This is a genomic window from Candidatus Brevundimonas colombiensis, from assembly GCA_029202665.1.
In the GTDB taxonomy this organism is placed as follows: Bacteria; Pseudomonadota; Alphaproteobacteria; order Caulobacterales; family Caulobacteraceae; genus Brevundimonas; species Brevundimonas colombiensis.
In genome coordinates this window covers 2420940-2446210 of the sequence record CP119326.1, presented here as the reverse complement: position 1 = coordinate 2446210, position 25271 = coordinate 2420940, and the positions used below count along the sequence as shown (strand labels likewise).

The window sequence follows — 25271 nt, the reverse complement described above, 5'->3', positions numbered from 1 at the left end:
CACGGGAACTCAGACGTCGAAATCCAGACCGAACTGGGCATACAGGGCGCGGCTATCCTGCCACTTAGGATCGACCTTGACGGTCAGGAACAGATGGACCTGACGTCCCAGGATCTCGTTCAGTTCCTCGCGCGCCTTCTGGCCGATCCATTTCAGCGTCTGGCCGCCCTTGCCCAGCACGATGGGGCGTTGGCTCTCGCGCTCGACATAGATGGTCTGTTCGATGCGGGCCGAACCGTCGGCGCGATCCTCGAAACTGGTCGTCTCGACCGCGGCCGAATAGGGCAGTTCCTCATGGACGCGCAGATAGACCTTCTCGCGCGTGATCTCGGCGGCCAGCACGCGCACCGGCACATCGGCCGCCTGATCCTCTGGATACAGCCACGGCCCCTTGGGCATCGACCGGGCCAGCCGCTGTTTCAGGTCATCCACGCCGTCGCCGTTGGCGGCCGAGATCATATAGACCTCGTCATAGACGCCGCTCTCGAACAGCTTTTGCGACAGGGCCAACAGGGTGTCGCGGCGCATGCCGTCGATCTTGTTCAGCGCCAGGATGACCTTGGTTCCGGTCGCCTGAAGATTGGAAATGATGGTTTCGGTATCCTCGGCCGAGCGGCGGTCGGCCGCCGTGCCCTCGCGACCTTCGGAATCGATGTGCGACTGGGCGTCGATCAGATGGACCACCACATCGGCGTCTTCCGCGCCGCCCCAGGCCGAGGCGACCATGGCCCGATCCAGCCGTCGGCGCGGGGTGAAGATGCCCGGCGTGTCCACCAGGACGATCTGGGCGTCGCCCTCCATGGCGATGCCACGGACAGGAAAGCGCGTCGTCTGCACCTTCTGGGTGACGATGGAGACCTTGGCCCCGGTCAGCCGGTTGACCAGCGTGGACTTGCCGGCGTTTGGCGCGCCGATGATGGCGGCGAAGCCCGCGCGCTGGTTTTCGATATCGGTCAAATGACGCCTTCACGTTTGAGCAGGGCCGTCGCGGCCGCCTTCTCCGCCTCCTGACGCGAACGCCCTTGCGCGGTCAAGGGCTGCACGTCCTGCACGGAAACTTCGACGGTGAATGTCGGCGCATGATCCGAACCCGTCCGATCCGCCACGCGATAGGTCGGCAGCGGCCGTCCCTGGCCTTGCGCCCATTCCTGCAGGGCGGACTTGGGATTGGTCACCGTGCGTGACGGCGGCGCCGACAGTTCCTCGGCCCAGGCATGCTGGAAGACGGTGCGCGCCGCATCCAGGCCGCCATCCAGATAGACCGCCGCCAAGAGCGCCTCGACCGCATCGGCGATGACGCCCGCCTTGCGCCGTCCGCCGGTCTTGGTCTCGCCGGGCGACAGTCTGAGCGCGGGGCCGACGCCCAGCGCCTCGCCCACGCGGGCGCAGGCGCTCTTGTCGACCAGGGCGTGCAGGCTGGACGACAGTTGGCCCTCGTCGGCCGTGGGAAAGTCGCTGGACAGCCGCTCGGCGACCAGCAACCCCAGCACCCGGTCGCCCAGAAACTCCAGCCGCTCGTTGTCGCGCGGGCCGTGGATGCCTGTCGGCGCCCCCTCGCCCACGCTGGCGTGCGTCAGGGCGCGTTCCAGCAGCGCCTTGTCCTTGAACGGATGACCGATCCGCCGCTCAAGCGCGACGACCGCCTCGGCCCGCAGATTGGCCATCAGTGCAGGACGTTGAAGAACCGGTCCAGACGCACGTTGAACCAGCTGACCGGGTTCCACAGCGACGAACCGGGCTTCCACGAGAACAGGATGATCTGCGCCTTGCCGACCAGGTTCTCGGCCGGGACCATGCCCACGCCGCTGGACTGTTCGACACGGCTGTCGATGGAGTTGTCGCGGTTGTCGCCCATCATGAAGTAATGGCCAGCCGGCACCTCATAGACGGGCGTGTCATCCAGATCGTTTCCGGGACCGAAGTCCTGGGTCATGAAGCTCTTGCCCTCAGGCAGGGTCTCGCGGACCTCCGTGACCGGGCGGGGCCCGAAGATGTCTTCGATCTCGGTGCGGCTGACGATCACGTCCTGGACGGGCTTGTCGTTGATATACAGCTTGTTGGCGATCATCTGGATGCGGTCGCCGGGCAGGCCGATCACGCGCTTGATGAAATCGGTCTTGTTGTCGCGCGGCAGTTTGAACACCACGATGTCGCCGCGCTTGGGCGCCGAGCCCATGATGCGACCATCGAACAGCGGCGGGCTGAACGGGATGGAGTGTTTCGAGAAGCCGTACGACCATTTCGACACGACGATATAGTCGCCTTCGTACAGGTTGGGCTCCATCGAGGCGGACGGAATGGTGAAGGGCTGGAACAGGAAGATCCGCAGCACCATGGCGATCAACAGCGCAAAGACGATGGTCTTGAAGATTTCGCCGGTCTCGTTGGCCGCCGATGTCTTCTTGCCGCGGTCGCCCGGCGTATTGGCATAGACCTTCTGGTTCGCCGTCGTCGGTTCCCGAACCGACCTGACCGGAGCGTCGGCTTCCGACGCCGCAAACCGTTCCTCGGGGCTGGCGTCGCGCTGGGCGTCGTCGGGCTTTTGGTCTTCGCTCATGCGATCAGGCATCCTCGCCGCGTCCGCGCGGTCATCGCGCACGCCTATAACCTGATTACGACTGCGGCAAGGCTTCGATCACCACGAAGGCCAGCGCATAGGGATGTTCGTCGCTCAGCGTCAGGTGGATTTTCGCTGTATGTCCGGGCGGCGTCAGACGCGCCAGATGCTCGGCCGCATGACCCGTGAGCTTCAGTGTGGGCTGCCCGGACGGCAGGTTCACCACCCCCATATCGCGCCAATAGACATCGGCCCGCATACCGGTGCCCAAGGCCTTGGCGCAGGCCTCCTTGGCCGCGAACCGCTTGGCGTAGCTCCAGGCCGGGTCCGGCTTTCGGTCCGATCGCGCGCGCTCCAGATCGGTGAAGCAACGCTGCTTGAACCGTTCGCCGAACCGATCCAGCGACGTCTGGATGCGCCGGATGTCGGACAGGTCCGCGCCGACGCCGATGATCATGCCGCGTCCATCGCCGCGCGCATCCGGCGGATGGCGGCGTCCAGGCCGATGAAGATCGATTCGCCGATCAGGAAATGGCCGATGTTCAGTTCGCGGATTTCCGGGATGGCCAACATGCGCGGCGCCGTGTCGTAATCCAGCCCATGACCGGCATGGACCTCCAACCCCAGGATGTCGGCCTGGGCGGCGGCGGCGACCAGACGTTCAAACTCGACCTCGCGTTCGGCGGGATCGGTCAGATGGCAGTAGCGGCCGGTGTGGAATTCCACCACCTGGGCGCCGACGGCGGCGGCGGCCTCGACCTGCTCTTCCGCCGGTTCGATGAACAATGAGACCCGGACGCCGGCCTCCGCCAGCGTCTTCACGACCGGCGCGATCCGCGCTTCATGACCAGCGACGGCCAGACCGCCCTCGGTCGTCACCTCCTCGCGCCGTTCGGGCACCAGGCAGGCAGCGTGCGGCCGATGCCGCAGGGCGATGGCCAGCATCTCCTCCGTCACAGCCATCTCGAAGTTCAACGGCTTGCCGGCGCGGGCGCACAGGGCGCTCAGCACGTCGATGTCGGGGTCGGTGATGTGACGGCGATCTTCGCGCAGATGGGCGGTGATGCCGTCGGCGCCGGCGGCCAGGGCCGCCTCGGCCGCACGGGCCGGATCGGGATGCGCCCCGCCGCGCGCATTCCGCACCGTGGCGACGTGGTCGATATTGACGCCCAGTCTGACCCGTTCGCGCATCGTCTATTTCGCCAATCTGCGGCTGCCGGGATCTTCGACCGGAAGCGCGGCCAATTCCGGCGGCAGGGCGTCAGCCGGATAGGCCGGCACGTCCAGCGAGGCCAGGGCGATCAGCGGCACGCCGACATCGGCCTTGCCACCCGACCGATCCACGATACAGGCCGCCGCGATCACCTCGCCGCCCGCCGCCTGGATGGCGGCGATGCATTCGCGTGACGACAGACCGGTCGTGACGATGTCCTCGACCATGACGACCTTCTCGCCCGGTTCGACCGAGAAGCCGCGACGCAGTCTGAAGGCGCCGCCCTCGCGCTCGACATACATCGAACGGACCTTCAGGTGTTTGGCCGTCTCGTAACCGGGAATGATGCCGCCCACGGCCGGCGAGATGGCGACGTCCACCGGGCCGACCGTCGCCACGATCTTCTCGGCCAGCGCCTTGCACAGCCGCTCGCAACGCGCGCCATCCATGAAGACCAGGTTCTTCTGCAGGAAGACCGGGCTATGCAGACCCGAGGACAGGACGAAATGGCCTTCGCGCAGGGCGCCGGCGTTGCGAAACTCGTTGAGGACATCTTGGGTGTTCATGTCGGCGTTCTAGACCCGGATCGCGCGCGGATGAACCCTCTGGCTGCGCTTCAGTCGATGTTTTCGTTCGGTCGCAGACCGCGCGCCAGCAGTTCGGCCCACACGCCCTCGGCGTCTTCGGCGAAACCGATCAGGTCCAGGTCGGAGGGCGCGATCATCCCATGTTCGACCAGGGCGTCGAAACCGATGACGGAGGTCCAATAGGCCTTGTCCACCAGGACAACCGGAACCGGCGGCGCCTTGCCCGTCTGGCGCAGGGTCAGGATCTCGAACATCTCGTCGAAGGTGCCGAACCCGCCCGGAAACACCACCAGCGCATTGGCCCGCATCGCCAGATGCATCTTCCGCATCGCGAAATAGTGGAACAGGAAGGTCAGTTCCGGCGTGGAATAGGCGTTCGGCTCCTGCTCATGCGGCAGGGTGATGTTGAAGCCGACCGACGGCGCGCCCGCGTCGACGGCGCCGCGATTGGCCGCCTCCATTATGCCCGGACCGCCGCCAGTGGCGATGACGTTGTCGCGCGGTTCGCCGACCGCGCCCCGGAACGCCCCGCCCCGCTCGGACGCCAGCCGCCCGAAGGCTCGCGCCTGTTCGTACCAGCGATGGCCCTCGCGGATTCGCGCGCTGCCGAAGACGACGAGGGTGGAGCGCACGCCCCAGGCTCTCAGCGCCTCCTCGGCCTTGGCGTATTCCATCAGGAAGCGAACGCCGCGCATGGAATCGCCAAGCAGGAAATCCTGATCCATCGCCGCCATGCGATAGGACGGCGCGGCCATCTGGGCGGCGTTCGGCCTGATCGTCTCGGTCATTCGCCCCTCGCGCGTTCCACGGAATCGACGGACGGATTGGCGCGCAGGGCGGCGATGATCATGGTCGCGTGCTTGGCGTCCTCGACTTCCACGTCCACGTCCACGTCGAAGAAGTCCTGCTGGCGGTGCGCCATCGACAGGTTGATGATGTTGCCGCCGGCCTCGCCGATCAGGGTCGTGACCTGGCCCAGCACGCCTGGGGCATTGCGGATCGTCGCACGGATGCGGGCGGCGGCGACTGCGTCCGTCTCGGCCTGCGGCGTCCACTGCAGATCGTGCCAGACCGAATCGTCATCGGCGAAGGCGGCCAGGGTCTGGCAGTCGATGGTGTGAACGGTCAGACCGGATTCCGGCTCCAGGATTCCCACGATCCGGTCGCCCGGCACCGGGGTGCAGCACTGGCCGAAATGGACCGACACGCCAGGCGTCAGACCGCCGCCGCGCACGAACAGCCGCGCCTTGTCGCCCTCGATCCGTTGCTTCTCCGGCCCGGCCTTCAGCCGCCCCTTCAACGCGGGGAACAGGATCTCGGCCGTCGCCGTCGGCGACAGGCGCCCCCGGCCCAGGCCTTCGAACAGATCGTCCTCGCCCGCCGCCGCCAGGGTTTCCAGCACCGGCTTCAGCGACACGTCGGCCAGCGACTTTTCGATGCGAGCCAGCGTCTGATCCAGCGCGACGCGGCCCAGCTTGATGAACTCCTCCCGCTCCGACGTGCGGATATGGCGACGGATGGCGGATCGGGCGCGGCCGGTCACGGTCAGGCTGCGCCAGTCGGCGGGCACCTCGCGCTTGGAGCCGCGAATGATCTCGACCACGTCGCCGTTCTGCAGCGCGGTGCGCATCGGCTTCAGTTCGCCGTTGACCTTGACCCCGACGGCCGTGTCCCCGACCTCGGTGTGGACGGCGTAGGCGAAGTCCAGCGGCATCCCCCCGCGCGGCAGCGTCACCAGCTGTCCCTTCGGCGTGAAGACGAACACCTGGTCCAGATACATTTCCAGCTTGGCGTGTTCGACCCAGTCCTCGCCGCCCTCGCCGTGCTCGATCACCTGAACCAGGTGGCGCAGGTTCTGCAGCGGGTCGCGGCCGCCGCCCTGCTCCATGGCTTCGCGGTCGAAGCCATAGGACTGGTTCTTGTAGCGCCAGTGGGCGGCGACCCCGTCCTCGGCGACGCGGTCCATCTCCTCGGTGCGAATCTGCATCTCGATCCGCAGACCGCGCGGCCCGACCACCGTCGTGTGCAACGAGCGATAGTTGTTCGATTTCGGCGTGGAGATGAAGTCCTTGAATCGCTCGGGCACCATCGGCCATTCGCGGTGGATGACGCCCAGTGCACGGTAGCAGTCGTCCTCGGCCTCCACGATGACGCGGAAGCCGTAGATGTCCGACAGGGACGAAAACCCAACCGACTTGCGCTGAAGTTTGCGCCAGATCGAATAGGGCGTCTTCTGCCGGCCATAGACGTTCGCCTTCAGACCGGCCTCGGAGAGCACCCGCTCCACCTCACCCGCCACGCCTTCAATGGCGCGGCCATGCTCCAGCTTCAGCGCCTCCAGCCGCCGCTCGATGGCGGTCTTGGCGGTCGGGTTCAGGTGGGTGAAGGCCAGTTCTTCCAGTTCGGACGCGATGGAGTGGATGCCGATGGACCGACCGAGCGGCGCATAGACTTCCAGCGTCTCACGGCTGATCCGCTCGCGCTTCTCGGGCTTCACGTATTGAAGCGTGCGCATATTGTGCAGCCGGTCAGCCAGCTTGACCAACAGCACCCGCACGTCCCGGCTGATGGCCAGGATGAATTTGCGCAGGTTCTCAGCCTGGCGCGTGTGCTCGGCCTGAAGCTCCAGCCGCGACAGCTTGGTCACGCCCTCGACCAGCACCGCAACCTCCTCGCCGAACATGCCGGCGATGTCGTCGCGCGTGGCCGAGGTATCCTCGACCACATCGTGCAGCAGGGCCGTTACGATGGTGGCGGTGTCGAGCTTGTAGTCGGTCAGTATGCCCGCGACCTGGATCGGGTGGGCGAAATAGGGATCGCCCGAGGCCCGCAGCTGCGAGCCGTGCATCTTCATCGCATAGACATAGGCGCGGTTCAGCAGCGCTTCGTCGGCGGTGGGGTCATAGGCCTTTACGGCCTCGATCAGCTCGAACTGGCGCAGGATGGGCGCGCGTTTCCGCTGCGGCGCCGAGTCGGCGGGCGCGGTCTGGAGGTCGTTTTTGTTTGCAGCTTGGGGCGCCGGCGGAACCGCATCGGTCCGCGCCGGCAGGATAGTGACGCCAGGGGCTCCTTCGGGCGTCAGTACCGCTCCTCCTGACCGCCGTCGCGGTCGCTTTGCAGCGCGCGGATCAGCTCGGCCTCGGCCATGTTCATGTGCTGCGGCTCGGCCAGCAGGGCGACGACCTCGGCCTCGTCCTCGGCTTCCGTGCGCTCATCCACCCGCTGCAGCGTGGTGATGATGGTTTCACGCAGTTCGTCGGGAATGACGGTGTCGTCGGCGATCTCGCGCAGGGCGACGACCGGGTTCTTGTCGTTGTCGCGGTCGATGGTCAGGGCGGCGCCGTTGGCGATGCTGCGGGCGCGATGGCCGGCCATCAGCACCAGGCCAAAGCGGTTCGGAACCTTCTCGATGCAGTCTTCGACGGTGACGCGGGCCATGAAATTCCTCGAACGCGGGGGAGAACCGCGTCAAATACAGATACAGACTGGTCTTTGCAACGCCACAGGGGCGGAAGTTAGGCGCGGCGCCTTCCCCTGTTCACCGCGTTGGCCGTGCGTCCGCCCCGACCGAGGCCGACGCCGCGAGATCAAACGCCGTTCGTCCGTTCGTCGGATGCACCCAGTCGGGCATGATTTCGGCGAGCGGAGCCATGACGAACCGCCGCTCGGCCGCGCGGGGGTGCGGCAGGATCAGGCCCTCCAGGTCACCACTCAGCCGCCCATAGGCGATCAGGTCCAGATCCAGCGTGCGCGGGGCGTTGCGGACCGATCGCCGACGCCCGAAGGCGTCCTCGATCCGCCCCAGGGTCGCCATCAGGGCATGCGGATCGTGGTCGGTGCGAACGATCGCGACGCCGTTCAGGAAGGGCGGATCGGACGGATCGGGCCAGGCGAGCGACGACCACCAGCCCGAGCGGGCGATCACGTCGATCCCCTCGCTGCGGAACCGCGCCAGCGCCGCCTCCAGCGCCTCGCGGCACGTGGTCCATGCCCCCTTGTCATTACAGCCCAGCGCAACGATGACTGCCTGGTCCAGGTTCATCGCGCCGTCGATTCCCACATCGACGGGCGCGCGCGCCGGGGCGTCATTTTCTTCATTCCTTTTGTCGGCTTCGACCATGTTTCATTCCACCGACCGCCTGGCGATCTTCATCGACGGGTCCAACCTCTATTCCGCCGCCCGTGCGTTGCAGCACGACATGGATTTTCGGCGGATGCTGGACTGGTTCCGCGAGAAATCGGTCCTGACCCGCGCCTATTATTACACGGCCATCGTCGAGGGCGAAGAATTCTCGCCGGTGAAACCGCTGGTGGACTGGCTGGACTACAACGGCTTTTCGGTCGTGACCAAGCCGGTGAAACGCTTCACCGACGGCGCGGGTCACAGCCGGATCAAAGGCAATATGGACATCGAGATCGCGGTGGACATGCTGGAACTGGCCCCACACATCGACCATGCCGTTCTGTTTTCCGGCGACGGGGATTTCCGCCGTGCGGTTCAGGCGATCCAGGCCAAGGGGGTGCGGGTCACGGTGATCTCGACCCAGAAGACCCAGCCGCCGCATATCGCCGACGAACTGCGCCGCCAGGCCGACAGCTTCCTGGACCTGAACGACCTGATGGCCGACTTCGGCCGCCCCAAGGCCGCGCAATGAGCCTGACGCCCGAACCGCCCCGCGACTGCCCGCTGTGCCCGCGCCTGGTCGAGTATCGGCGCGAGAATGCGCGTCAGAACCCCGACTGGTGGAACGGACCCGCCGCCTCCTTCGGCGATCAGAAGGCGCGTCTGCTGATCGCCGGTCTGGCGCCCGGCCGCACCGGCGCCAACCGCACGGGCCGCCCCTTCACCGGGGACCATGCCGGTTGGCTGCTGTACGAGACCCTGAAGAAGGCCGGGTTCGCCCATGGCCATTACGATCCGAACGGCCACGACGACCTGACGCTGACGGACTGCATGATCACCAACGCGGTGCGCTGCGCCCCGCCCGGCAACAAGCCCCTGCCGATCGAGGAGACGACCTGCCGGCCCTTCCTGATCGACCGGCTGAAGCTGCTGCCCAATCTGAAGGTGATCGTGACCTTGGGCGACGTGTCGCGCCGCAATATCCTGAAGGCCTTCGGACGGCCCGCCTCCGCCATGCCGGCGGGCCACGGCGCGCAGGGGGAAGCCGGCGGCTACGTCATCCTGAACAGCTATCACTGCTCGCGTCTGAACACGAACACCGGGCGCCTGACGCCCGAGATGTTCGAAGACATCTTCGCCCGCGTCCGCAAACTGATCGAGGACTGATCCCCGCGGATCAGCCCTTGTCGCGCAACAGTCGGGCCTTGTCGCGCGCCCAGTCGCGGTCCGCGCTGGCCTGACGTTTGTCGTGCAGCTTCTTGCCTTTGGCCATGGCGATCTCGATCTTGGCCTTGCCCGCCTCGTTCAGATACAGCCGCACCGGGATGATGGTCTGGCCGTCGCGCTGGACCGCCCCGATCATCCGGTCGATCTGCTTGCGGTGCAGCAGCAGGCGGCGCGGACGGCGCGGCTCGTGGTTAAAGCGGTTGGCCTGTTTGTAGGGCGGGATGTCGGCGTTGATCAGCACCAGGTCGCGCCCCTCGGGCGAGACATAACTCTCGGCGATGTTGGCGCGGCCGTCACGCAGCGCCTTGATCTCCGTACCCAGAAGTTGAATGCCGGCCTCGACGAAATCTTCCAGGAAATAGTCGAACCGCGCCCGCCGATTTTCCGCCAGCAGCTTGGTCTTCGGTTTATCGGACGCCATCAACCGACGCCCGCATCCGCCATGGCGCGGTCGATGATCGGCTTGACCGCATCCGAGGTCGGCGACAGCGGAAGACGCGCCTCCTCTTCACACAGGCCCAGTCTGGCGAGGGCGTATTTGGTTGGCGCCGGCGAATTGTCCAGGAACAGCGCCTTGCACAGGCCGATCAGCCGGCCCTGCCACTCGCGCGCCGTGGCGTAGTCGCCGGCCGTCATCGCATTATGCAGGGCGACCATGGCCTCGGGCGCGACATTCGACGCCACCGAAATCAACCCGACGCCGCCATGGGCGTGATAGCCCAGATAGCTGGGGTCATCGCCCGAGATCAGATCGAACTGGCCCGTGATATTGGCGCGCATCCAGCTGGCCCGGCTCATATCGCCCGTGGCATCCTTGATGCCGACGATGTTCGGATGGGCCGCCAGGCGCGCGACGGTATCATTGGCCAGATCGGACCCCGTCCGGCCCGGCACATTGTACAGCAGGATCGGCAGTTGGACCGCGTCGGCCACGGCCTCGAAATGCGCCGCCATGCCCGCCTGAGACGGACGGATATAATAGGGGGTGACGATCAGCGCGCCGTCCGCGCCCACCGTCTTGGCGTGACGGGTCAGGTCGATGGCTTCCTTGGTGTAGGGCGATCCCGTGCCGGCGATGACGCTGACGCGACCCGCCGCCAAACGCACACACAGTTCGATGACGTGCTTGTGCTCGTCCAGGTCCATGCTGGCGCCCTCGCCCGTCGTGCCCATCGGCACGACGCCGTGCACGCCTGCGGCGATCTGACGCTCAAGCAGTTTGGCGAATGCGGCTTCGTCCACGTTTCCGTCACGAAGTGGTGTGATCAGGGCGGTGATCACGCCCTTGAACAAGGGGGCGTTCATGAGACTAAGCTGGCCTGCGTGGGGAGTGACGATGGACGGATGTTCATCGCCTTTGCAATGAGCGCGGGACGTTAGGTCGCCAGCGGCTTCGCCGCAACCGGGATTGAATGGGAACAGGACAGATCATGATCGCGACCAGTCTGGCGGCGGCCCTCGCCGTCCTTGCGCCGAACCCGCAGGACGCCCTGCCCTCCCAGCCTGTGCCGTACGCCTCGGCGTCCTCGTCCGTACCCGGTTATTCCGCCACCTATCAGGGCCGCGTGCTGAACGATCAGGATACGGCGCTGTTTCGCCAGGGGCTGGCGGCGGCCCGCGCGCGTGATGTGTTCGGCGCTCAGTCCGCCATGTCCCAGATTCGGGACGCCTCGGCCCGCAAGCTGGTCGAATGGGCGCTGATCGACACATCGGGCGAACAACTGCCCTATACCGATCTGGCGCGGGGCCAGACCGACCTGGCCAACTGGCCGCGCGGCGAATCACGTCGCGCGGCCGCCGAAAAGGTTCTGGATCGATCGGGTCTGGGCGCCGATGCGGCCCTGGCTCTGATGTCGGACGGCAAGCCCACGACGGTCGAAGGCGCCATCGCCTACGCCTCGGCGCTGGAGCAACGCGGCCGCCAGGATCAGGCCCGCGATCTGGTGCGTGACTGGTGGCGCACCCGGTCGTTCGACGACGGCCCGCAGTCGCGCATCCTCGGCCGCTGGGGCGCCTGGTTGACGCCGGCGGATCACGAGGCGCGGCTGAACATGCTGTTGCTCGGTCCGCACGGCCCGGCGACGCGCAGCATGATCAATCTGGTGTCGCCCGACCGCGCCGCCATCGCCAATACGGTGATGACCCTGCGCTCGGCCTACAGCCCCGACGCCGTCATCGCCAATCTGACGCCCGCCCAGGCGGCCGATCCGGCCGTGGTGCTGGAGCGTGTGCGTCTTCTGCGGTCCCAGAGCCGCCAGTCGGAAGGGTTCGCCCTCCTGGCCAGTCTGCCGCCCGCACCGGCCCACACGACCGGCGACAACACCCTGTGGAGCGAGCGCCGCAACTATTTCCTGGACGCCCTGCAACAGGGCAACTGGCGCGCCGCCTATGACGCCATGAACGGCCACGGTTTCACCTCGGGCGACCGGATGGTGGACGCCGAGTTCTTCGCCGGCTGGGTCGCCTTGACCAAGTTGAATCAGCCCGAGGTCGCCGCCCGCCACTTCGAGGCGCTGCGCACCGCCTCCTCCACCCCCATCACCCAGGGCCGCGCCTACTATTGGCTGGGCCGTGCGGCGGAGGCGCGTGGCGAACGCGACGCGGCGCTGGGCTATTATCGCAATGGCGCCCAGCACTGGCAGACCTTCTATGGCCAGTTGGCGGCCGAGAAGGCGGGGATGACCACGCTTCAACTGCCGGGCGAACCTGTGCCGTCCCAGGCCGATATCGCGCGGTTTGAGGGCAACGAGATCGTCCGCGCCACCCGCATCCTGGGCGAGACCGGCGAGATGAGCCTGCTGCGCGTCTTCGCCTATCAGCTGGACAACGACCTGCCGACGATCAACGACCTGGCCTTGCTGATGGACCTGTCGCGCGGCTATGGCGAGGGCTTCACCGCCATGATGGTGGGTCGCGCCGCCAGCCAGCGCGGCTTCGTCATGCCCGAACGGATGTATCCGGTGCGCGTGCCGCCCCAGGTCGCCGGCGCCGCGCCGCTGGAGTTCACCCAGGCCATCACCCGCCAGGAATCCAGCTTCGACCCGCGCGCCCGATCCGGCGCCGACGCACGCGGCATGATGCAGTTCCTGCCGTCCACGGCATCGGGCGTCGCCCGTCGTCTGGGCATGGGCTATTCGGCCGAGCAGTTGTGGAACCCCGACTACAACATGACCCTGGGCAGCTATCACCTGGGCGAGCTGATGGCGGCCAACAACGGCTCCATGCTGCTGGCCACGGTGGGCTACAACGCCGGCCCTGCCCGGCCCAGCCAATGGATCGCACGCTGCGGCGACCCGCGCGGCGATGCGATCAAGACCATCGACTTCATCGAATGCGCGCCCTTCACTGAGACGCGCAACTATATGATGCGGGTGATGGAGAATATGGCGGTCTACAAGGCCCGTCTGAACGGCGGCACGGCCCCCCTGACCCCCTCGGCCGACATATCGCGCGGCGCGGCCGCCGGCCCCAGACCCTACGCGGGCTATTGAGCGCGGCGGGCCGCCAACAGCGGCCCGTTCGGCCCCTCGATCCAGCCGCCGTCCAGTCCGAACACCCGACGCAGCACGTCCGGCGCCAACGCCTGCATCGGCGCGGCATCGGCGATCTTCCGACCCTGGTCCAGCACCACGACACGATCCGCGACCGTCGCGGCCAAAGTCAGGTCGTGCAGGCTGACCAGCACGCCCGCTCCGGCGTCGGCGCGCGCCCTCAATCGCTCCAGCACCAGCCGCTGGGCGTCCGGGTCCAGCCCCGCGATCGGTTCGTCGGCCAGCAGCAGCGGCGCATCGACCACCAGGGCTCGGGCCAGCAGCACGCGCGCCCGTTCGCCGCCCGACATCTCCGCCACGCCGCGATCCGCCAGATGACCGGCCCCCACCTCGTCCAGCGCCGCCCGCGCCCGCGTCAGGGCCTCCGCGCCCGACAGGAAAGGCGCGCCCAACGCCGCAACCTCGACCGCCGGCAGGTTCCAGGCGATCCGACGCTCCTGCGGCAGATAGGCCGTCCGCTCCGCCCGCTGACGGTGGGAAAGGGCCTCAATCCGCACGCCACCCAACATCACCCGACCATGCGCGATCCCCAGAAGCCCCACGGCGGCGCGAATGGCGCTGCTCTTGCCAGCGCCATTCGGCCCGCACAGCGCAACCACCTCGCCAGCCGAGACCGACAAATCGACACCGTCCAGCACGACGGCCTTGCCCATCCGCGCCTCGACACGCTCCAGCGACAAAAGGCTCACAGCCGCCACTCCCGCGCCGCGCGCCAGGCGATCAGGGCGAACAGGGGGGCGCCGATCAGGGCGGTGAACACGCCCAGCTTCAACTCCTGATCCGTCGGCGTCAAACGGGCCAGCAGGTCCGCCACGATCAGCATCAGCCCGCCCGCCAGCGCCGAGGGCGCCAATATCTGCTTGGCGTCGCCTCGCACCGCCGCCCGCACCAGATGCGGCGCGGCCAGACCCACGAAGCCGATCACGCCTGCCACCGCGACTGCTGCTCCCGTGGCCACCGCTGCCGCGACGAGGGCGAACCCCCGAAGACGCCCCATATTCAGACCGGACGCTGCCGCGCCCTCGTCCCCCAGGGTCAACATTCTCAGGCCGCTGCCGGAAAGGAGGGCGAAGACCCCCGCGGCGATCACCGCCGGCGTGACCCAGGCCACGTCGATCCAGCTTCGGTTCTGCACCGACCCCAATAGCCACGACATGACCTCCGCCTGCGCGATGGGCGACGGCGACAGGTTGAAGATCAGGGCGGTGGCCGCGCCGGCGAAGCTGGACAGGGCCACGCCGAACAGGATCAACGCCTCCGGCGCCCGCAACGCTTTGGACGCGACGATCAGCAGTCCGCCAGCCAGCGCCGCCCCCGCCAGGGCGGAAACCTCGACCAGGCCCGGCACAGCCGCCGCCCCCAGCACGATGCCCAGCGCCGCCCCAAGCGCCGCCGTCGCCGATACGCCAAGCACGCCCGGATCGGCGAGCGGATTGCGCAGCAACCCCTGCATCACCGCCCCCGCCAGACCCAATGCCACGCCGACGACCAGGGCGCAGACCGCGCGCGGCGCGCGCACCTGCCACAACACTTCCGCAGGTCCCGACCTGGGATCGCCAAAGGCGTCGGCATATTGCGCCCCGCTGAACGGCGTCTCGCCCATCAGGATCGCCAGCGTCAGGGCCGCCACGATCAGCAGCCCCAGGATCAGGCACAACCGCACCGTCCCGGTCATGGCCGTCCCTCGGCCATCATCGCTACCGCATCGGCCGCGAACCAGCCCGGACAGGTCAGGGTCGCCGCCGGCAGGCGCGCCGCCGTTCGCCCCTCGGCCGCTCGACGAACGACCGGATGTCGGCCGGGGCCGCGCAGGTCGGCGCGCAACTGGTCGAAGAAGCCCAGGATGAAGCGGGCCGGAGGGTTCATCGCGATCTGCTCCACGCTGATCGCGCCAAAGCCCGGATTCTTGGTCAGATTGCGGAACCCCGCCGCGCGCATCATCGCGTCCATCAGCGTGCCCGGCCCCGACGTGAAACCGCCAGAGGTCAGATAGACCGCCCCCGGCGCCTGGGTCGAACCTCGCGCAGGCGCGGCCCGAGCCAGTTTGGCGTCCATCTGCTGTTCCAGCCTTTGTCCACGCTCGACCTGGCCCAGCTCATCAGCCACCGTGCGAATATTGCGCCGAACGCCTTGCATATCCACAGCGTCCTCGATCGCGATCACCTTGACACCGCGCTGTTCAAGCGCCGTCAGGAGCCGAGGTTCGCCGCCCCAGTAGCGCACCACGACATCCGGCCGGAACCCGACGGCCGCTTCCAGCGTCGGCCGCAGACGCAGCCGCCCGGCCGCCTCGCGCCGCAGCCAGGCGTCCGGATCATCGGCGCGGGGCGACAGCGCCAGTTGCGCATCCGGGGCGAGCGCCAGGACATATTGATCCGCACACTGATCGAGCGCCATGACGCGCAAGGGCTCTGCCTCGACGACGCCGGCGCCGCCAATCAGGATCAGGCCCGCCACCGCCCCCACGGTCCGCCTCATGGTCGGGGCAGACCGGCGAACAGGGCGTCCAGCATCGTGTCGACAAGCACTTGACGATCCGCCCACGGAAAATACGGCTTGGTGATCATCAAAGAAACAACCCCATGCGCCGTCGCCCACATGGCCTGGGCCAGAACGCTGGGATCCCCCTTCACGTCGCCCGCAGTCACCGCATCGGCCACCGTCGCCCGCAGTGTCGTGAACAGACCGACACCCAGTTCGCGCGCCATGTCCTGCGCGCCCTCGCGCGCCTCGCTCGGCCGCGTCAGATAGATCAGGCGATAGGCGTTGGGATGGGCGAAGCCGAATGCGACATAGCCGTTGATCATACGGCGCAACCGCTGGATCGGCGGCGCATCTTCGTCGGCGACCGCTGCATTGGCGGCGATCAGGCGGGCGAAGGCGTCGCGGCAGATTTCCTGCAGGATCGCGCCCTTGTCGGGGAAATGCATATACAGGGCCGTGGACGACAGGCCCACCTCGTCCGCGATCTTGCGGATTGTGGCGCCCTCATAGCCGTGCTCGACGAAGATCCGTTCGGCCGCCGCCAGGATTTCGCCGCGCCGCGAATGGCCCTCGCCCTTGGGCTTTCGTGTCGTGCGCGAGGATGTCGAGGGGTCGGACAAACATCTGCTCCAGATCGGACGCCCTGAATAGCGACAATCCGTCCACGGCGCCAACCGGCTTGCCGAGAGCGGTTGGTTGTCATAGCGATCTAAGGTTGAATACGACACGGAGGCGATGTGGCGAAGAACTGGACACATCCGGGCATTACGCCGCGCACCAGCGGCGCATGGCGGCGTGCGCCCAGCGGATTTCAGGTGCTGGCGGCGACGGTGATCGCCGGCGGTTGCGCCTTCGCGATGATCCGATGGCCCGGGACCGCCTTTCCGGCCGGACTTCTGGTCGTCCAGGCGGCCTTCGTCATGTCCGCCGTGTGGAAGACGGTTGTCGCCGCCGCCAGTCTGAGACGCCCCCAGCCGGCGCCCGCGCCCATCGAATGGCCGCGCTACACCATCCTGGCGGCCCTGCATGACGAAGCGGCGGCGGCGCCGGACCTGATCGCAAACCTGGCGCGCATCGACTATCCCGCCCATAGGCTGGAGGCCTTCATCGTGCTGGAGGCGCACGACGCCGCGACCCTGGCGGCGGTCGAAGCCACGCCCCGGCCAGCATGGCTGAAGACCTGTATCGTGCCGCCTGGACATCCTTTGACCAAGCCGCGTGCGTTGAACCATGCGCTGGCTCAGGCGCGCGGCGACCTGCTCACCATTTACGATGCGGAAGACAGACCTCATCCGCAGCAGTTGCGACGCGCCGCCGCGCGTTTCGTCGCCCAGCCTCGGCTGGGCTGTCTACAGGCGCCGCTGCGGATCAGGCGGTCGGGACGCGCGGGTTCGGCGTTTCTCGACCGACAGTTCGCCTTCGAATACGCCGCCCTGTTCGAGGTGACGCTGCCCGGCATGGCGCGGCTGGGTCTGCCCTTTCCGCTGGGCGGCACCAGCAACCACATCCGCATGACGGCGCTGCGCGCGGCGGGCGGCTGGGACGCGCACAACGTGACCGAGGACGCCGACCTGGGCTTTCGCCTTTGGTCGCTGGGCTGGAGGCTGGATGTCATCGACTGCCCGACATGGGAGACGCCGCCCGGTGCCCTTGACCGCTGGCTGCCCCAGCGTACGCGCTGGCTGAAAGGCTATATGCAGACCTGGGGCGTTCACACGCGCCGCCCGCGCCGGCTGGGGCGGCGGGGGCTGTTGTCGCTGATCATGACCTTGGGCGCGGCGATCCTGTCGGCGGGGGCTCATGCGCCGACGCTGGCCTGGCTGGCCTCTGCGGTGCTGGTCGGACTGCACGCAGGGATTTCGCCGGCGACGCCGCTGGCGTCCATCGGCGTTCTGGCGGCGGGGGTGATCGCCGCGTGGATGGGATGCGCGGTCGGGGCGCGGCGCGCCGGGCTGGAGTATCGACCGGGCGACATGCTGGCGGCGCCCGCCTATTGGTCCCTGCTCAGTTTGGCCTTCGTCCACGCCGCGTGGCGGCTGATCGTCGAGCCCTATGTCTGGGACAAGACCCCGCACGACAGCGAGGTCCGGCCGCCGGAACTGGTCGTGATCGCTGACGACGCTGGACGCGAGGCCGCCTGAGCGCCTATCAGCCCGACGATGGCTCCTGTCCTTTCCAAGACCCCCGAAATCCTGGTGACCCGCGGCTGGTCCGACTATGCGCTGCTGGATTCGGGTGACGGCAAGAAGCTGGAACGCTATGGCCGCTACACGGTCGTGCGGCCCGAGCCGCAGTGTTTCTGGTCCCCGCGCGATCCCGCCGCTTTCGAAGCCGCGACCGCCCTGTTCGATCCCCAACAGGAGGAAGAGGACGCCGGCCGCTGGAAGTTCGACAAACACGGCCCCATCGACGCCTTCCCGCTGAAATGGCGCGACGTGAAGTTCACGGGCCGCTTCACTCCCTTCCGTCACCTGGCCTTCTTCCCGGAACAGGCCGCCAACTGGGAATGGCTGGACAAGCGGGTGCGTGATTTCTCGGGTGCGGCAGGCAGGGCGCCCAGGATTCTGAATCTGTTCGGATACACCGGCGTCGCCAGTCTGGCCGCTGCTGCTGCGGGCGCCGAGGTGACCCACGTCGACGCCTCCAAGAAATCGGTCGCCTACGCCCGCGAAAACGCCGAACAGTCGGGCCTGGCCCAGCATCCGATCCGCTGGATCGTCGAGGACGCCCGCAAATACGTCGCGCGCGAAGTTCGGCGCGGTTCGAAGTACGACGGCATCATCCTGGACCCGCCCAAATACGGACGCGGCCCAACGGGCGAGGTCTGGCGCCTGTTCGAGGACATGCCGGGCCTGCTGAAGGACTGCGCCGCCCTGTTGTCCGACGACGCCGACTTCCTGTTGCTGAACGCCTATGCCGCGCGCGTGTCCGGCCTGTCGCTGGCGCATTTGATGATGGAGGCGACCCTGGGGCGCGGCGGGCGCATCGACTGGGGCGAACTGGCCCTGTCCGAGGACGGCCCGGACGCCCGCGCCATCGGCCTGTCCTTCTTCGCGCGGTGGTCGCGATGAGCGCGCGCGACGACTACCGCGTCATCACCTCCCTGACGAACGACACCATCAAGGCCGTCCGCGCCCTGCACATGCGCAAGGAACGCGACCTGACCGGGACCTTCCTGGCCGAGGGCCTGAAGTTCATCGGCGAGGCGCTGGATCAGGGCCGCGCGCCCAGAATGCTGCTGGTCGGCGAGGACGCCCGCCCCCACCCGCTGCTGGACCGCGCCAAGGCCGAAACGCGCAAGGCGGGCGCCGACATCATCATCGTCACCCACGCCATCCTGGAAAAGATCAGCCGCCGCGACAATCCGCAGACGGTGCTGGGCGTGTTCGAACAGGCCTATGCGCCGCTGGACAGCCTGAACCCCGCCTCGGCGCCCTGCTGGGTCGCGCTGGAGCAGGTGCGCGATCCCGGCAACCTCGGCACCATCATCCGCACGGCGGATGCGGCGGGGTGCGGCGGGGTGATCCTGATCGGCGACTGCGTCGATCCCTATTCGGTCGAGGCCGTGCGCGCGACCATGGGCTCGGTCTTCGCCGTCTCGATCACCAGGACGACGCCGGAGGCCTTCGTGGCGTGGCGCAAGGCCTGGCCCGGCAGCGTCGTCGGCACCCGCCTGGACGCCACGGTCAGCCATCGTTCGGCGGTGATGCAGAAGCCGTCGCTGATCCTGATGGGCAATGAGCAGGCAGGCCTGACCGACCAGCTGGCCGCCGCCTGCGACGTCAACGTCAAGATTCCGATGCGCGGCCGGGCCGACAGCCTGAACCTGGCCATCGCCACCGGCATCATGGTCTATGCCGCGACGGACGACGCCTAACGCTTCGCTTCCGGCGCCACCCGGCCCATGCCCCACAGGGCCGCGATGGTGATCAGGGCCGACACGGCCAGATAGCCGCCCACCGCCGCAGGCCCGAAACGCTCGGCCAGTTTCAGCGCGATATAGGGCGCCAGCGACGCGCCCAGGATGCCCGCCAGATTGAAGGCCATCGACGCGCCGGTATAGCGAACCGCCGTCGGGAATGGCCGCGCCATGGCGGCGCCGATCGGCCCATAGGTGCAGCCCATCAGGGCGAACCCCAGCGCAAAGAAGATCAGCAGTCCGGTCAGCCCCCCGCCGAACAACGGCGCGAACAGGAATCCGAACAGGCCGATCCCGACGGACGACCCGATCAACACCCTCACCTGCCCGTACCGATCCGCCAGCAGGGCCGTCACCGGAATGAAGGCGGCGAAGAACAGCACCCCGATCAACTGGATCGGCAGGACGTCGGCCCGCGCCATCCCCATCCCCGTCGTCGCCCACCCCAGGGCGAAGACCGTCATCAGATAGAACAGGGTGAAGGTCGTCACCCCGCTGAACGTGCCCAGAATCAGCGCGGCCTTATGGTGCGAAAACAGGGTCACGGCCGGCGCCTTGACCCGCTCGTCGCGATCCACGGCCTTCTGGAACTCGGGCGTCTCGGTGATCTTCAGCCGCACCCACAGTCCGACAAACACCAGAATGGCGCTGGCCAGGAAGGGGATGCGCCAGCCCCAGCTTTCGAAAGCGGTTTCGGTCAGGGTCCCCGTCAGGACGATGAAGGCCGTGGTGGACAGGATGAAGCCGATGGGGGCGCCCAGTTGCGGGAACATGCCGAACCAGGCCTTCTTGCCCGGCGGCGCATTCTCGGTCGCCAGCAGCACCGCGCCGCCCCATTCGCCGCCCAGGCCCAGCCCCTGACCGAACCGGCACAGCGCCAGCAGCAGGGGCGCCAACAGGCCGACCTGCTGATGCGTCGGCAACAGGCCGATGGCCACGGTCGACAGCCCCATGGTCATCAGGGCCGCGACCAGGGTGGCCTTGCGCCCCACCCGGTCGCCGAAATGGCCGAACGCCAGGGCGCCGACGGGTCGTGCGAAAAAGGCGATGGAGAAGGTGGCGAACGACGACAACAGGGCCGTGCCCGGATCCTCGCCCGGGAAGAACAGCGTCGGAAACACCAGAACCGCCGCCGTGGCGTAGATGTAGAAGTCGAAGAATTCGATGGTCGTGCCGATCACGCTGGCGAACAGCACGCGGCCTGTGGAGTTCTTCGGCAGGACTTCGGACATGGTTTCGGGCTCCCAGCAGTCCCTGCGATGCCCGCAAGGCGGCCATGCCGTCAAGCCGATCAGGTCCCGCGCGGCTTCACCCGGTTCGTCGGTTGCGCCTCGGCCGGATTCTCGGGCCAGGGATGGCGCGGATAGCGGCCCCGCATCTCGGCCCGCACCGCCGCCCACGACCCGGACCAAAAGCGTGGCAAATCCTTGGTCACCTGCACCGGCCGGCGCGCGGGCGACAGCAACGCCAAGGTCAGAGGCACGCCGTTCGCCACCGTGGGATGCGCCGTCACTCCGAACAGTTCCTGCACGCGAATGTCCACGCGCGGCCCGCCCTCGGCCGCATAGTCTATGGCCGCCGACCCCAGCGGCGTGGTCAATCGAATGGGCGCCAGTTCGTCCAGCCGCCGCTGGAAGTCCCACGAAATCAGTCCGCGCAGGGCCTCCGCCAGACGGCTGTCACTGACTGCGTCCAGCGCCTTCGCCCCGTCCAGCAGCGGCCACAGCCAGTCTTCGCGCGCCGCCAGCAAGGCCGCGTCCGATACATCCGGCCAGGCCGAATCCCGCTCATTCAGAAAGGCCAGACGCGCCCGCAGCGCCATCGCCTGTTCGCCCCAGCGGAGCGCGCCCAGCCCCTCGGCCTCGACCTCGGCGCGCAGGGCGTCGGACAGCATCGTTGCATCGGGCGCCCCCACCACCTTTTCGTCCAAGACGATGGCGCCGATCCGTCGCGACCGCCGGATCACCACCCGACCCGACGGTTCGCGCGCCAACCGGTCCTCGGACGTGATCAGGTGCGCCAGGTCGGATTCCACCTCCCCCGGCTGCAGCGCCGCCGCCAGGCGCACCCGGTCGCGCACGTCCTCGCCGCCCAGTTCCGCCACCGCCAGCCACGACGCGCGCGCCAGATGATCGGACGCCTCCAATACCGCGCCCCGTCCGTTGGCCAGCAGAAACTCGCCAGCCTTGCCCCGCGCCCGTGCAATCCGTTCTGGGAAGGCCTCGGCCAGCAACAGACCCGGATCAACCACCTCGCCCGATCCGCCTCCCGCCGCCCTGGCCCAGCGATCCGCCAGTTTAAGCGCATCGCGCGCCCGCGGCGCCCGATCGCGCACAAGGCCGGTCAGCCGGTCCGACAGATCGATCCCCGAACCGCCCAGGCCCGGCTCGCTCAACACCGCCGCGATGCGCGCGCCCGTCAGGGCGTCGCCGCGATCCGAGGCCACCGCGACCATATGGGCCAGTCGCGGCGACAGCGGAATTCTGGTCAACCGCATTCCATGTTTCGACAATCCGCCGTCCGCCTGCAGCGCGCCCAACCGGGTCAGCACCTTGCGCGCCTCGGCCATCGCCCCGGCCGGCGGCGGGTCCAGCAGCGCCAGTCCCTCCACCGACCGCGCGCCCCACCGCGCCAGGTCCAGCGCTAGGCCGGTCAGGTCCGCCTCCTGGATCTCCGGTCGCTGATGCGCGACCAGCCCCCGCGTCTGTTCTTCGTCCCACAGACGATAGCAGACGCCGGGCGCCGTCCGCCCCGCTCGCCCGCGCCGCTGTTCCGCCGAGGACCGGCTGACCTTGACCGTCACCAGTCGCGTCAGGCCGCTGGAAGGTTCGAAACGCGGCACGCGCGACAGACCGCCGTCGATCACCACGCGCACCCCCTCGATGGTCAGGCTGGTTTCCGCCACCGAGGTCGCCAGCACCAGTTTGCGCCGCCCCGGCGCCGCCGGTTCGATGGCGCGGTCCTGTTCGGCGCGATCCAGCCCGCCGTAAAGCGGCGTCACGTCCACGTCCGCCAGCCTTAGGCGCTCCTTGACCAGCCGCGCGACGCGGTGGATTTCCCCCTGCCCCGGCAGAAAGGCGAGGATCGAACCGCTCTCTTCGCCCAGAGCGGTCAGACAGGCGCGCGCCGCCGCCTCCTCGAACCGCTCCGCCGGATTGCGGCCCAGGTAACGGGTCTCGACCGGAAACACGCGCCCCTCGGCCTCGATCACCGGCGCCCCGTCCAGCAGGCGCGAAACGCCCGCCACGTCCAGCGTCGCCGACATGACCAGCAGGCGCAGGTCGTCGCGCAGCAGACCTTGCGTTTCGCGCGCCAGGGCCAGGCCCAGATCGGCGTCCAGACTGCGTTCGTGGAACTCGTCAAACAGAACCGCTCCCACGCCCTCCAGCCCCGGATCGTCCAGAATCATGCGCGTGAACACACCCTCGGTGATCACTTCGATGCGGGTGGTCGCGCCGATCCGGCTTTGCAGGCGCGTCCGATAGCCGACCGTCCCGCCCGCCTCCTGGCCCAGCGTCGCGGCCATCCGATCCGCCGCGGCCCGCGCCGCCAGCCGTCTCGGCTCCAGCACCAGGATCTTTGCGTCGCCCAGCCAGGCCTGATCCAGCAGCGCCAACGGCACGACCGTCGTCTTGCCCGCGCCCGGCGGCGCCGCCAGCACGGCCGTATTTCCGGCGCTCAAGGCGGCCTTCAGCGGTTCCAGAACAGCATGGATCGGCAACATATCCGGCCTGTAGCCGACCACAGGGCGATCACGAAAGCGTCGTCCGCCCTTTACTGCGCCGTCATGCGCGTTGCGCGCCGTCCCATCCGTCGCTAGCGTCCGCCCAAATCCAGCCGAGGGGCTGGCTAATAGAGTGGGGAATAAATCTATGTGGCGCGTCAAATCGTTGGATGCGATTCTCGCATCCGCGGAGAAAAAATCGCTAACCCGAACGCTGGGCCCCGTGCAGCTGACCTTGCTGGGCGTGGGCGCGATTATCGGCACCGGCATCTTCGTTCTGACTTCGGAAGCGGCCCAGAAAGCCGGTCCGGGCATGATGTGGAGCTTCGTCATCGCCGCTGCGGTCTGCGCCGTGGCGGCGCTTTGCTATTCAGAGATCGCTTCGATGGTGCCGGTGTCCGGCTCCGCCTACACCTATACCTATGCGGTGATGGGCGAACTTCTGGCCTGGATGGTGGGCTGGGCGCTTATCCTTGAATATGCCGTCGCCGCCTCGGCGGTGTCCGTCGGCTGGTCGGGCTATTTCATCGGACTTCTGCAGAGTTGGGGGGTCACATTACCCCAGTCGCTCGCTGTCGGGCCGTATGCCGGCGGGATCGTCAACCTGCCGGCCCTTCTGATCGCCCTTCTGATTACGGGCCTGCTCATGATCGGCACCAGCGAGAGCGCGCGCGTGAACGCCGTTCTAGTGGCCATCAAGGTCACGGCCCTGACCGTCTTCATCGTTCTGACCGTGCCCGTGCTGAAGGGCGCAAACTTCACGCCCTTCACTCCGAACGGCTGGTTCGGCGACGGCCACGGCGCCGGTCTGGGCGTCGTCGGCGCGGCGGCGTCGATCTTCTTCGCCTATGTCGGCTTCGACGCCGTTTCGACGGCGGCGGAAGAGACCAAGAACCCGCAACGCAACGTGCCCATCGGCTTGATCGCCTCGCTCGGCATCTGCACCATCTTCTATCTGCTGGTCGCGGCGGGTGCGATCGGCGCTATCGGCGCCCAGCCCCTGGTCGGCCCTGGCGGCGAAGTGCTGCATGCGGGCTCGTCGGCCCTGGCCGCCCAGTGCGCCACCTTCTCTTCGATGCAGGAACCGCTTGTCTGCTCGCGTGAAGCCCTGGCGCACGTCCTGCGCGTCGTCGGCCACGAACGGGTCGGCGACCTGATCGGCATCGCCGCCTTCCTGGCCCTGCCCTCGGTCATCCTGATCATGTTGTTCGGTCAGACGCGCATCTTCTTCGTGATGGCGCGCGATGGTCTGCTGCCCAACTTCCTGGCCTCGATCCACCCCAAGTGGAAGACGCCGCACATCGTCACCATGATCACCGGCGTCGCGGTGGCCATCTTCGCCGCCTTCCTGCCGGTCGGCAAACTGGCCGACATCTCGAACTCGGGCACTTTGTTCGCCTTCTTCATGGTGGCGATCGCCGTCATGATCCTGCGTGTGACCCAACCGAACCGTCACCGCCCGTTCAAGACGCCGCTGATCTGGGTCGTCGCGCCTCTGGCCGTGATCGGAACCCTGGGTCTGTTCTTCAATCTGCCGACGGAATCCCAGCTGGTTCTGCCGATCTGGGGCGCGATCGGCCTGGTGGTCTATTTCGCCTACGGCTATCGCAAGAGCCACGTCGGACGCGGCCTCGTCGAGGTTCACGAAACGGACAGCGACGCGCCGCCGCCGCCGGTTCCGCCGATCAAATAGGCAAACGGCCTCAAGCAGTCCGTCAGGACGGCAGGCCAGACAAAAAGATAAGGCCCCGGATCGCTCCGGGGCCTTTATTACTTTGGTGCGGATGAGAGGACTCGAACCTCCACGCCTCTCGGCGCTGGAACCTAAATCCAGTGCGTCTACCAGTTCCGCCACATCCGCCTTCAGGTAGGCCGTCGCCTCTAGA

At 67.7% G+C, this 25271-nt stretch carries 25 protein-coding genes and 1 tRNA gene; 7 read left to right on the top strand and 19 right to left on the bottom strand.

Annotation, left to right across the window (positions count from 1 at the left end):
- Positions 1-9: 9 nt before the first annotated feature.
- The 10 genes from era to folK all read right to left on the bottom strand — a co-directional run bounded on the left by era (position 10) and on the right by folK (position 8477).
- Complete coding sequence (gene era, locus P0Y50_11945) at positions 10-957, bottom strand: GTPase Era (protein WEK39249.1); 948 nt, start codon at positions 955-957, stop codon at positions 10-12.
- Complete coding sequence (rnc, locus tag P0Y50_11940) at positions 954-1664, bottom strand: ribonuclease III (GenBank protein ID WEK39248.1); 711 nt, start codon at positions 1662-1664, stop codon at positions 954-956. Before rnc ends, era begins: the two co-directional genes overlap by 4 nt.
- Positions 1664-2557, bottom strand: a complete 894-nt coding sequence (gene lepB, locus P0Y50_11935) for a signal peptidase I (GenBank protein ID WEK39247.1) — start codon at positions 2555-2557, stop codon at positions 1664-1666. Before lepB ends, rnc begins: the two co-directional genes overlap by 1 nt.
- Before the next feature lie 55 nt (positions 2558-2612).
- The gene (gene acpS / locus P0Y50_11930) at positions 2613-3014 is read right to left on the bottom strand and encodes a holo-ACP synthase (protein ID WEK39246.1); all 402 of its coding nucleotides are present in this window, start codon (positions 3012-3014) and stop codon (positions 2613-2615) included.
- Entirely contained in the window at positions 3011-3748 is a 738-nt protein-coding gene (locus P0Y50_11925) for a pyridoxine 5'-phosphate synthase (GenBank protein WEK39245.1), read from the bottom strand. The genes acpS and P0Y50_11925 overlap by 4 nt, the downstream gene beginning before the upstream one ends.
- A 3-nt stretch (positions 3749-3751) precedes the next feature.
- Positions 3752-4336 (bottom strand): orotate phosphoribosyltransferase, encoded by a 585-nt coding sequence (pyrE, locus tag P0Y50_11920; protein WEK39244.1) that lies wholly within the window; start codon positions 4334-4336, stop codon positions 3752-3754.
- A gap of 50 nt (positions 4337-4386) precedes the next feature.
- Positions 4387-5145 (bottom strand): TIGR00730 family Rossman fold protein, encoded by a 759-nt coding sequence (locus P0Y50_11915; protein ID WEK39243.1) that lies wholly within the window; start codon positions 5143-5145, stop codon positions 4387-4389.
- Positions 5142-7301: a bifunctional (p)ppGpp synthetase/guanosine-3',5'-bis(diphosphate) 3'-pyrophosphohydrolase gene (locus P0Y50_11910; protein WEK41570.1), complete on the bottom strand. Its 2160-nt coding sequence runs from the start codon at positions 7299-7301 to the stop codon at positions 5142-5144. The genes P0Y50_11915 and P0Y50_11910 overlap by 4 nt, the downstream gene beginning before the upstream one ends.
- Before the next feature lie 134 nt (positions 7302-7435).
- Positions 7436-7795, bottom strand: a complete 360-nt coding sequence (gene rpoZ, locus P0Y50_11905) for a DNA-directed RNA polymerase subunit omega (protein WEK39242.1) — start codon at positions 7793-7795, stop codon at positions 7436-7438.
- Positions 7796-7895: 100 nt separating this feature from the next.
- The gene (gene folK, locus P0Y50_11900) at positions 7896-8477 is read right to left on the bottom strand and encodes a 2-amino-4-hydroxy-6-hydroxymethyldihydropteridine diphosphokinase (protein ID WEK39241.1); all 582 of its coding nucleotides are present in this window, start codon (positions 8475-8477) and stop codon (positions 7896-7898) included.
- Here folK and P0Y50_11895 point away from each other — a divergent pair.
- Both P0Y50_11895 and P0Y50_11890 read left to right on the top strand, forming a co-directional pair.
- A complete protein-coding gene (locus P0Y50_11895; protein ID WEK39240.1) occupies positions 8476-9012 on the top strand; it encodes an NYN domain-containing protein in 537 nt (178 codons plus the stop codon). The genes folK and P0Y50_11895 overlap by 2 nt on opposite strands.
- Positions 9009-9647 carry a uracil-DNA glycosylase gene (locus tag P0Y50_11890; protein WEK39239.1) on the top strand — a complete coding sequence of 213 codons (639 nt, stop codon included), beginning with the start codon at positions 9009-9011 and terminating at the stop codon, positions 9645-9647. Before P0Y50_11895 ends, P0Y50_11890 begins: the two co-directional genes overlap by 4 nt.
- A gap of 10 nt (positions 9648-9657) precedes the next feature.
- Here P0Y50_11890 and smpB read toward each other — a convergent pair whose 3' ends face one another.
- The gene (gene smpB / locus P0Y50_11885; GenBank protein ID WEK39238.1) at positions 9658-10128 is read right to left on the bottom strand and encodes an SsrA-binding protein SmpB; all 471 of its coding nucleotides are present in this window, start codon (positions 10126-10128) and stop codon (positions 9658-9660) included.
- The gene (gene dapA / locus P0Y50_11880) at positions 10128-11012 is read right to left on the bottom strand and encodes a 4-hydroxy-tetrahydrodipicolinate synthase (protein ID WEK39237.1); all 885 of its coding nucleotides are present in this window, start codon (positions 11010-11012) and stop codon (positions 10128-10130) included. The genes smpB and dapA overlap by 1 nt, the downstream gene beginning before the upstream one ends.
- A 125-nt stretch (positions 11013-11137) precedes the next feature.
- Here dapA and P0Y50_11875 point away from each other — a divergent pair, with 125 nt between their 5' ends.
- The gene (locus P0Y50_11875; protein WEK39236.1) at positions 11138-13198 is read left to right on the top strand and encodes a lytic transglycosylase domain-containing protein; all 2061 of its coding nucleotides are present in this window, start codon (positions 11138-11140) and stop codon (positions 13196-13198) included.
- Here the strand turns inward: P0Y50_11875 and P0Y50_11870 are convergent.
- Genes P0Y50_11870 through P0Y50_11855 form a run of 4 tightly spaced genes read right to left on the bottom strand, consistent with a single transcriptional unit; the run spans position 13192 to position 16362 of the window.
- Positions 13192-13947: an ABC transporter ATP-binding protein gene (locus P0Y50_11870; GenBank protein ID WEK39235.1), complete on the bottom strand. Its 756-nt coding sequence runs from the start codon at positions 13945-13947 to the stop codon at positions 13192-13194. The genes P0Y50_11875 and P0Y50_11870 overlap by 7 nt on opposite strands.
- Positions 13944-14933, bottom strand: a complete 990-nt coding sequence (locus tag P0Y50_11865; protein ID WEK39234.1) for an iron ABC transporter permease — start codon at positions 14931-14933, stop codon at positions 13944-13946. Before P0Y50_11865 ends, P0Y50_11870 begins: the two co-directional genes overlap by 4 nt.
- Positions 14930-15736 (bottom strand): ABC transporter substrate-binding protein, encoded by an 807-nt coding sequence (locus P0Y50_11860; GenBank protein ID WEK39233.1) that lies wholly within the window; start codon positions 15734-15736, stop codon positions 14930-14932. The genes P0Y50_11865 and P0Y50_11860 overlap by 4 nt, the downstream gene beginning before the upstream one ends.
- Positions 15733-16362 carry a TetR/AcrR family transcriptional regulator gene (locus tag P0Y50_11855; GenBank protein ID WEK39232.1) on the bottom strand — a complete coding sequence of 210 codons (630 nt, stop codon included), beginning with the start codon at positions 16360-16362 and terminating at the stop codon, positions 15733-15735. Before P0Y50_11855 ends, P0Y50_11860 begins: the two co-directional genes overlap by 4 nt.
- Positions 16363-16479: 117 nt before the next feature.
- Here P0Y50_11855 and P0Y50_11850 point away from each other — a divergent pair, with 117 nt between their 5' ends.
- Genes P0Y50_11850 through P0Y50_11840 form a run of 3 tightly spaced genes read left to right on the top strand, consistent with a single transcriptional unit; the run spans position 16480 to position 19619 of the window.
- The gene (locus P0Y50_11850) at positions 16480-17883 is read left to right on the top strand and encodes a glycosyltransferase (GenBank protein WEK39231.1); all 1404 of its coding nucleotides are present in this window, start codon (positions 16480-16482) and stop codon (positions 17881-17883) included.
- A gap of 18 nt (positions 17884-17901) precedes the next feature.
- The gene (locus P0Y50_11845) at positions 17902-18813 is read left to right on the top strand and encodes a class I SAM-dependent methyltransferase (GenBank protein ID WEK39230.1); all 912 of its coding nucleotides are present in this window, start codon (positions 17902-17904) and stop codon (positions 18811-18813) included.
- Positions 18810-19619, top strand: a complete 810-nt coding sequence (locus tag P0Y50_11840) for an RNA methyltransferase (GenBank protein ID WEK39229.1) — start codon at positions 18810-18812, stop codon at positions 19617-19619. The genes P0Y50_11845 and P0Y50_11840 overlap by 4 nt, the downstream gene beginning before the upstream one ends.
- Here P0Y50_11840 and P0Y50_11835 read toward each other — a convergent pair.
- Both P0Y50_11835 and hrpB read right to left on the bottom strand, forming a co-directional pair.
- The gene (locus P0Y50_11835) at positions 19616-20893 is read right to left on the bottom strand and encodes an MFS transporter (GenBank protein ID WEK39228.1); all 1278 of its coding nucleotides are present in this window, start codon (positions 20891-20893) and stop codon (positions 19616-19618) included. The two genes, P0Y50_11840 and P0Y50_11835, sit on opposite strands and share 4 nt — an antisense overlap.
- A 59-nt stretch (positions 20894-20952) precedes the next feature.
- On the bottom strand, positions 20953-23385 hold the full coding sequence (gene hrpB / locus P0Y50_11830) for an ATP-dependent helicase HrpB (protein ID WEK39227.1): 2433 nt from the start codon (positions 23383-23385) through the stop codon (positions 20953-20955).
- Between the two features lie 148 nt (positions 23386-23533).
- Here hrpB and P0Y50_11825 point away from each other — a divergent pair, with 148 nt between their 5' ends.
- Complete coding sequence (locus tag P0Y50_11825; protein ID WEK39226.1) at positions 23534-25078, top strand: amino acid permease; 1545 nt, start codon at positions 23534-23536, stop codon at positions 25076-25078.
- An 83-nt stretch (positions 25079-25161) separates the two neighbouring features.
- Here P0Y50_11825 and P0Y50_11820 read toward each other — a convergent pair.
- A tRNA-Leu gene (locus P0Y50_11820) sits at positions 25162-25246 on the bottom strand.
- Positions 25247-25271 lie beyond the last annotated feature (25 nt).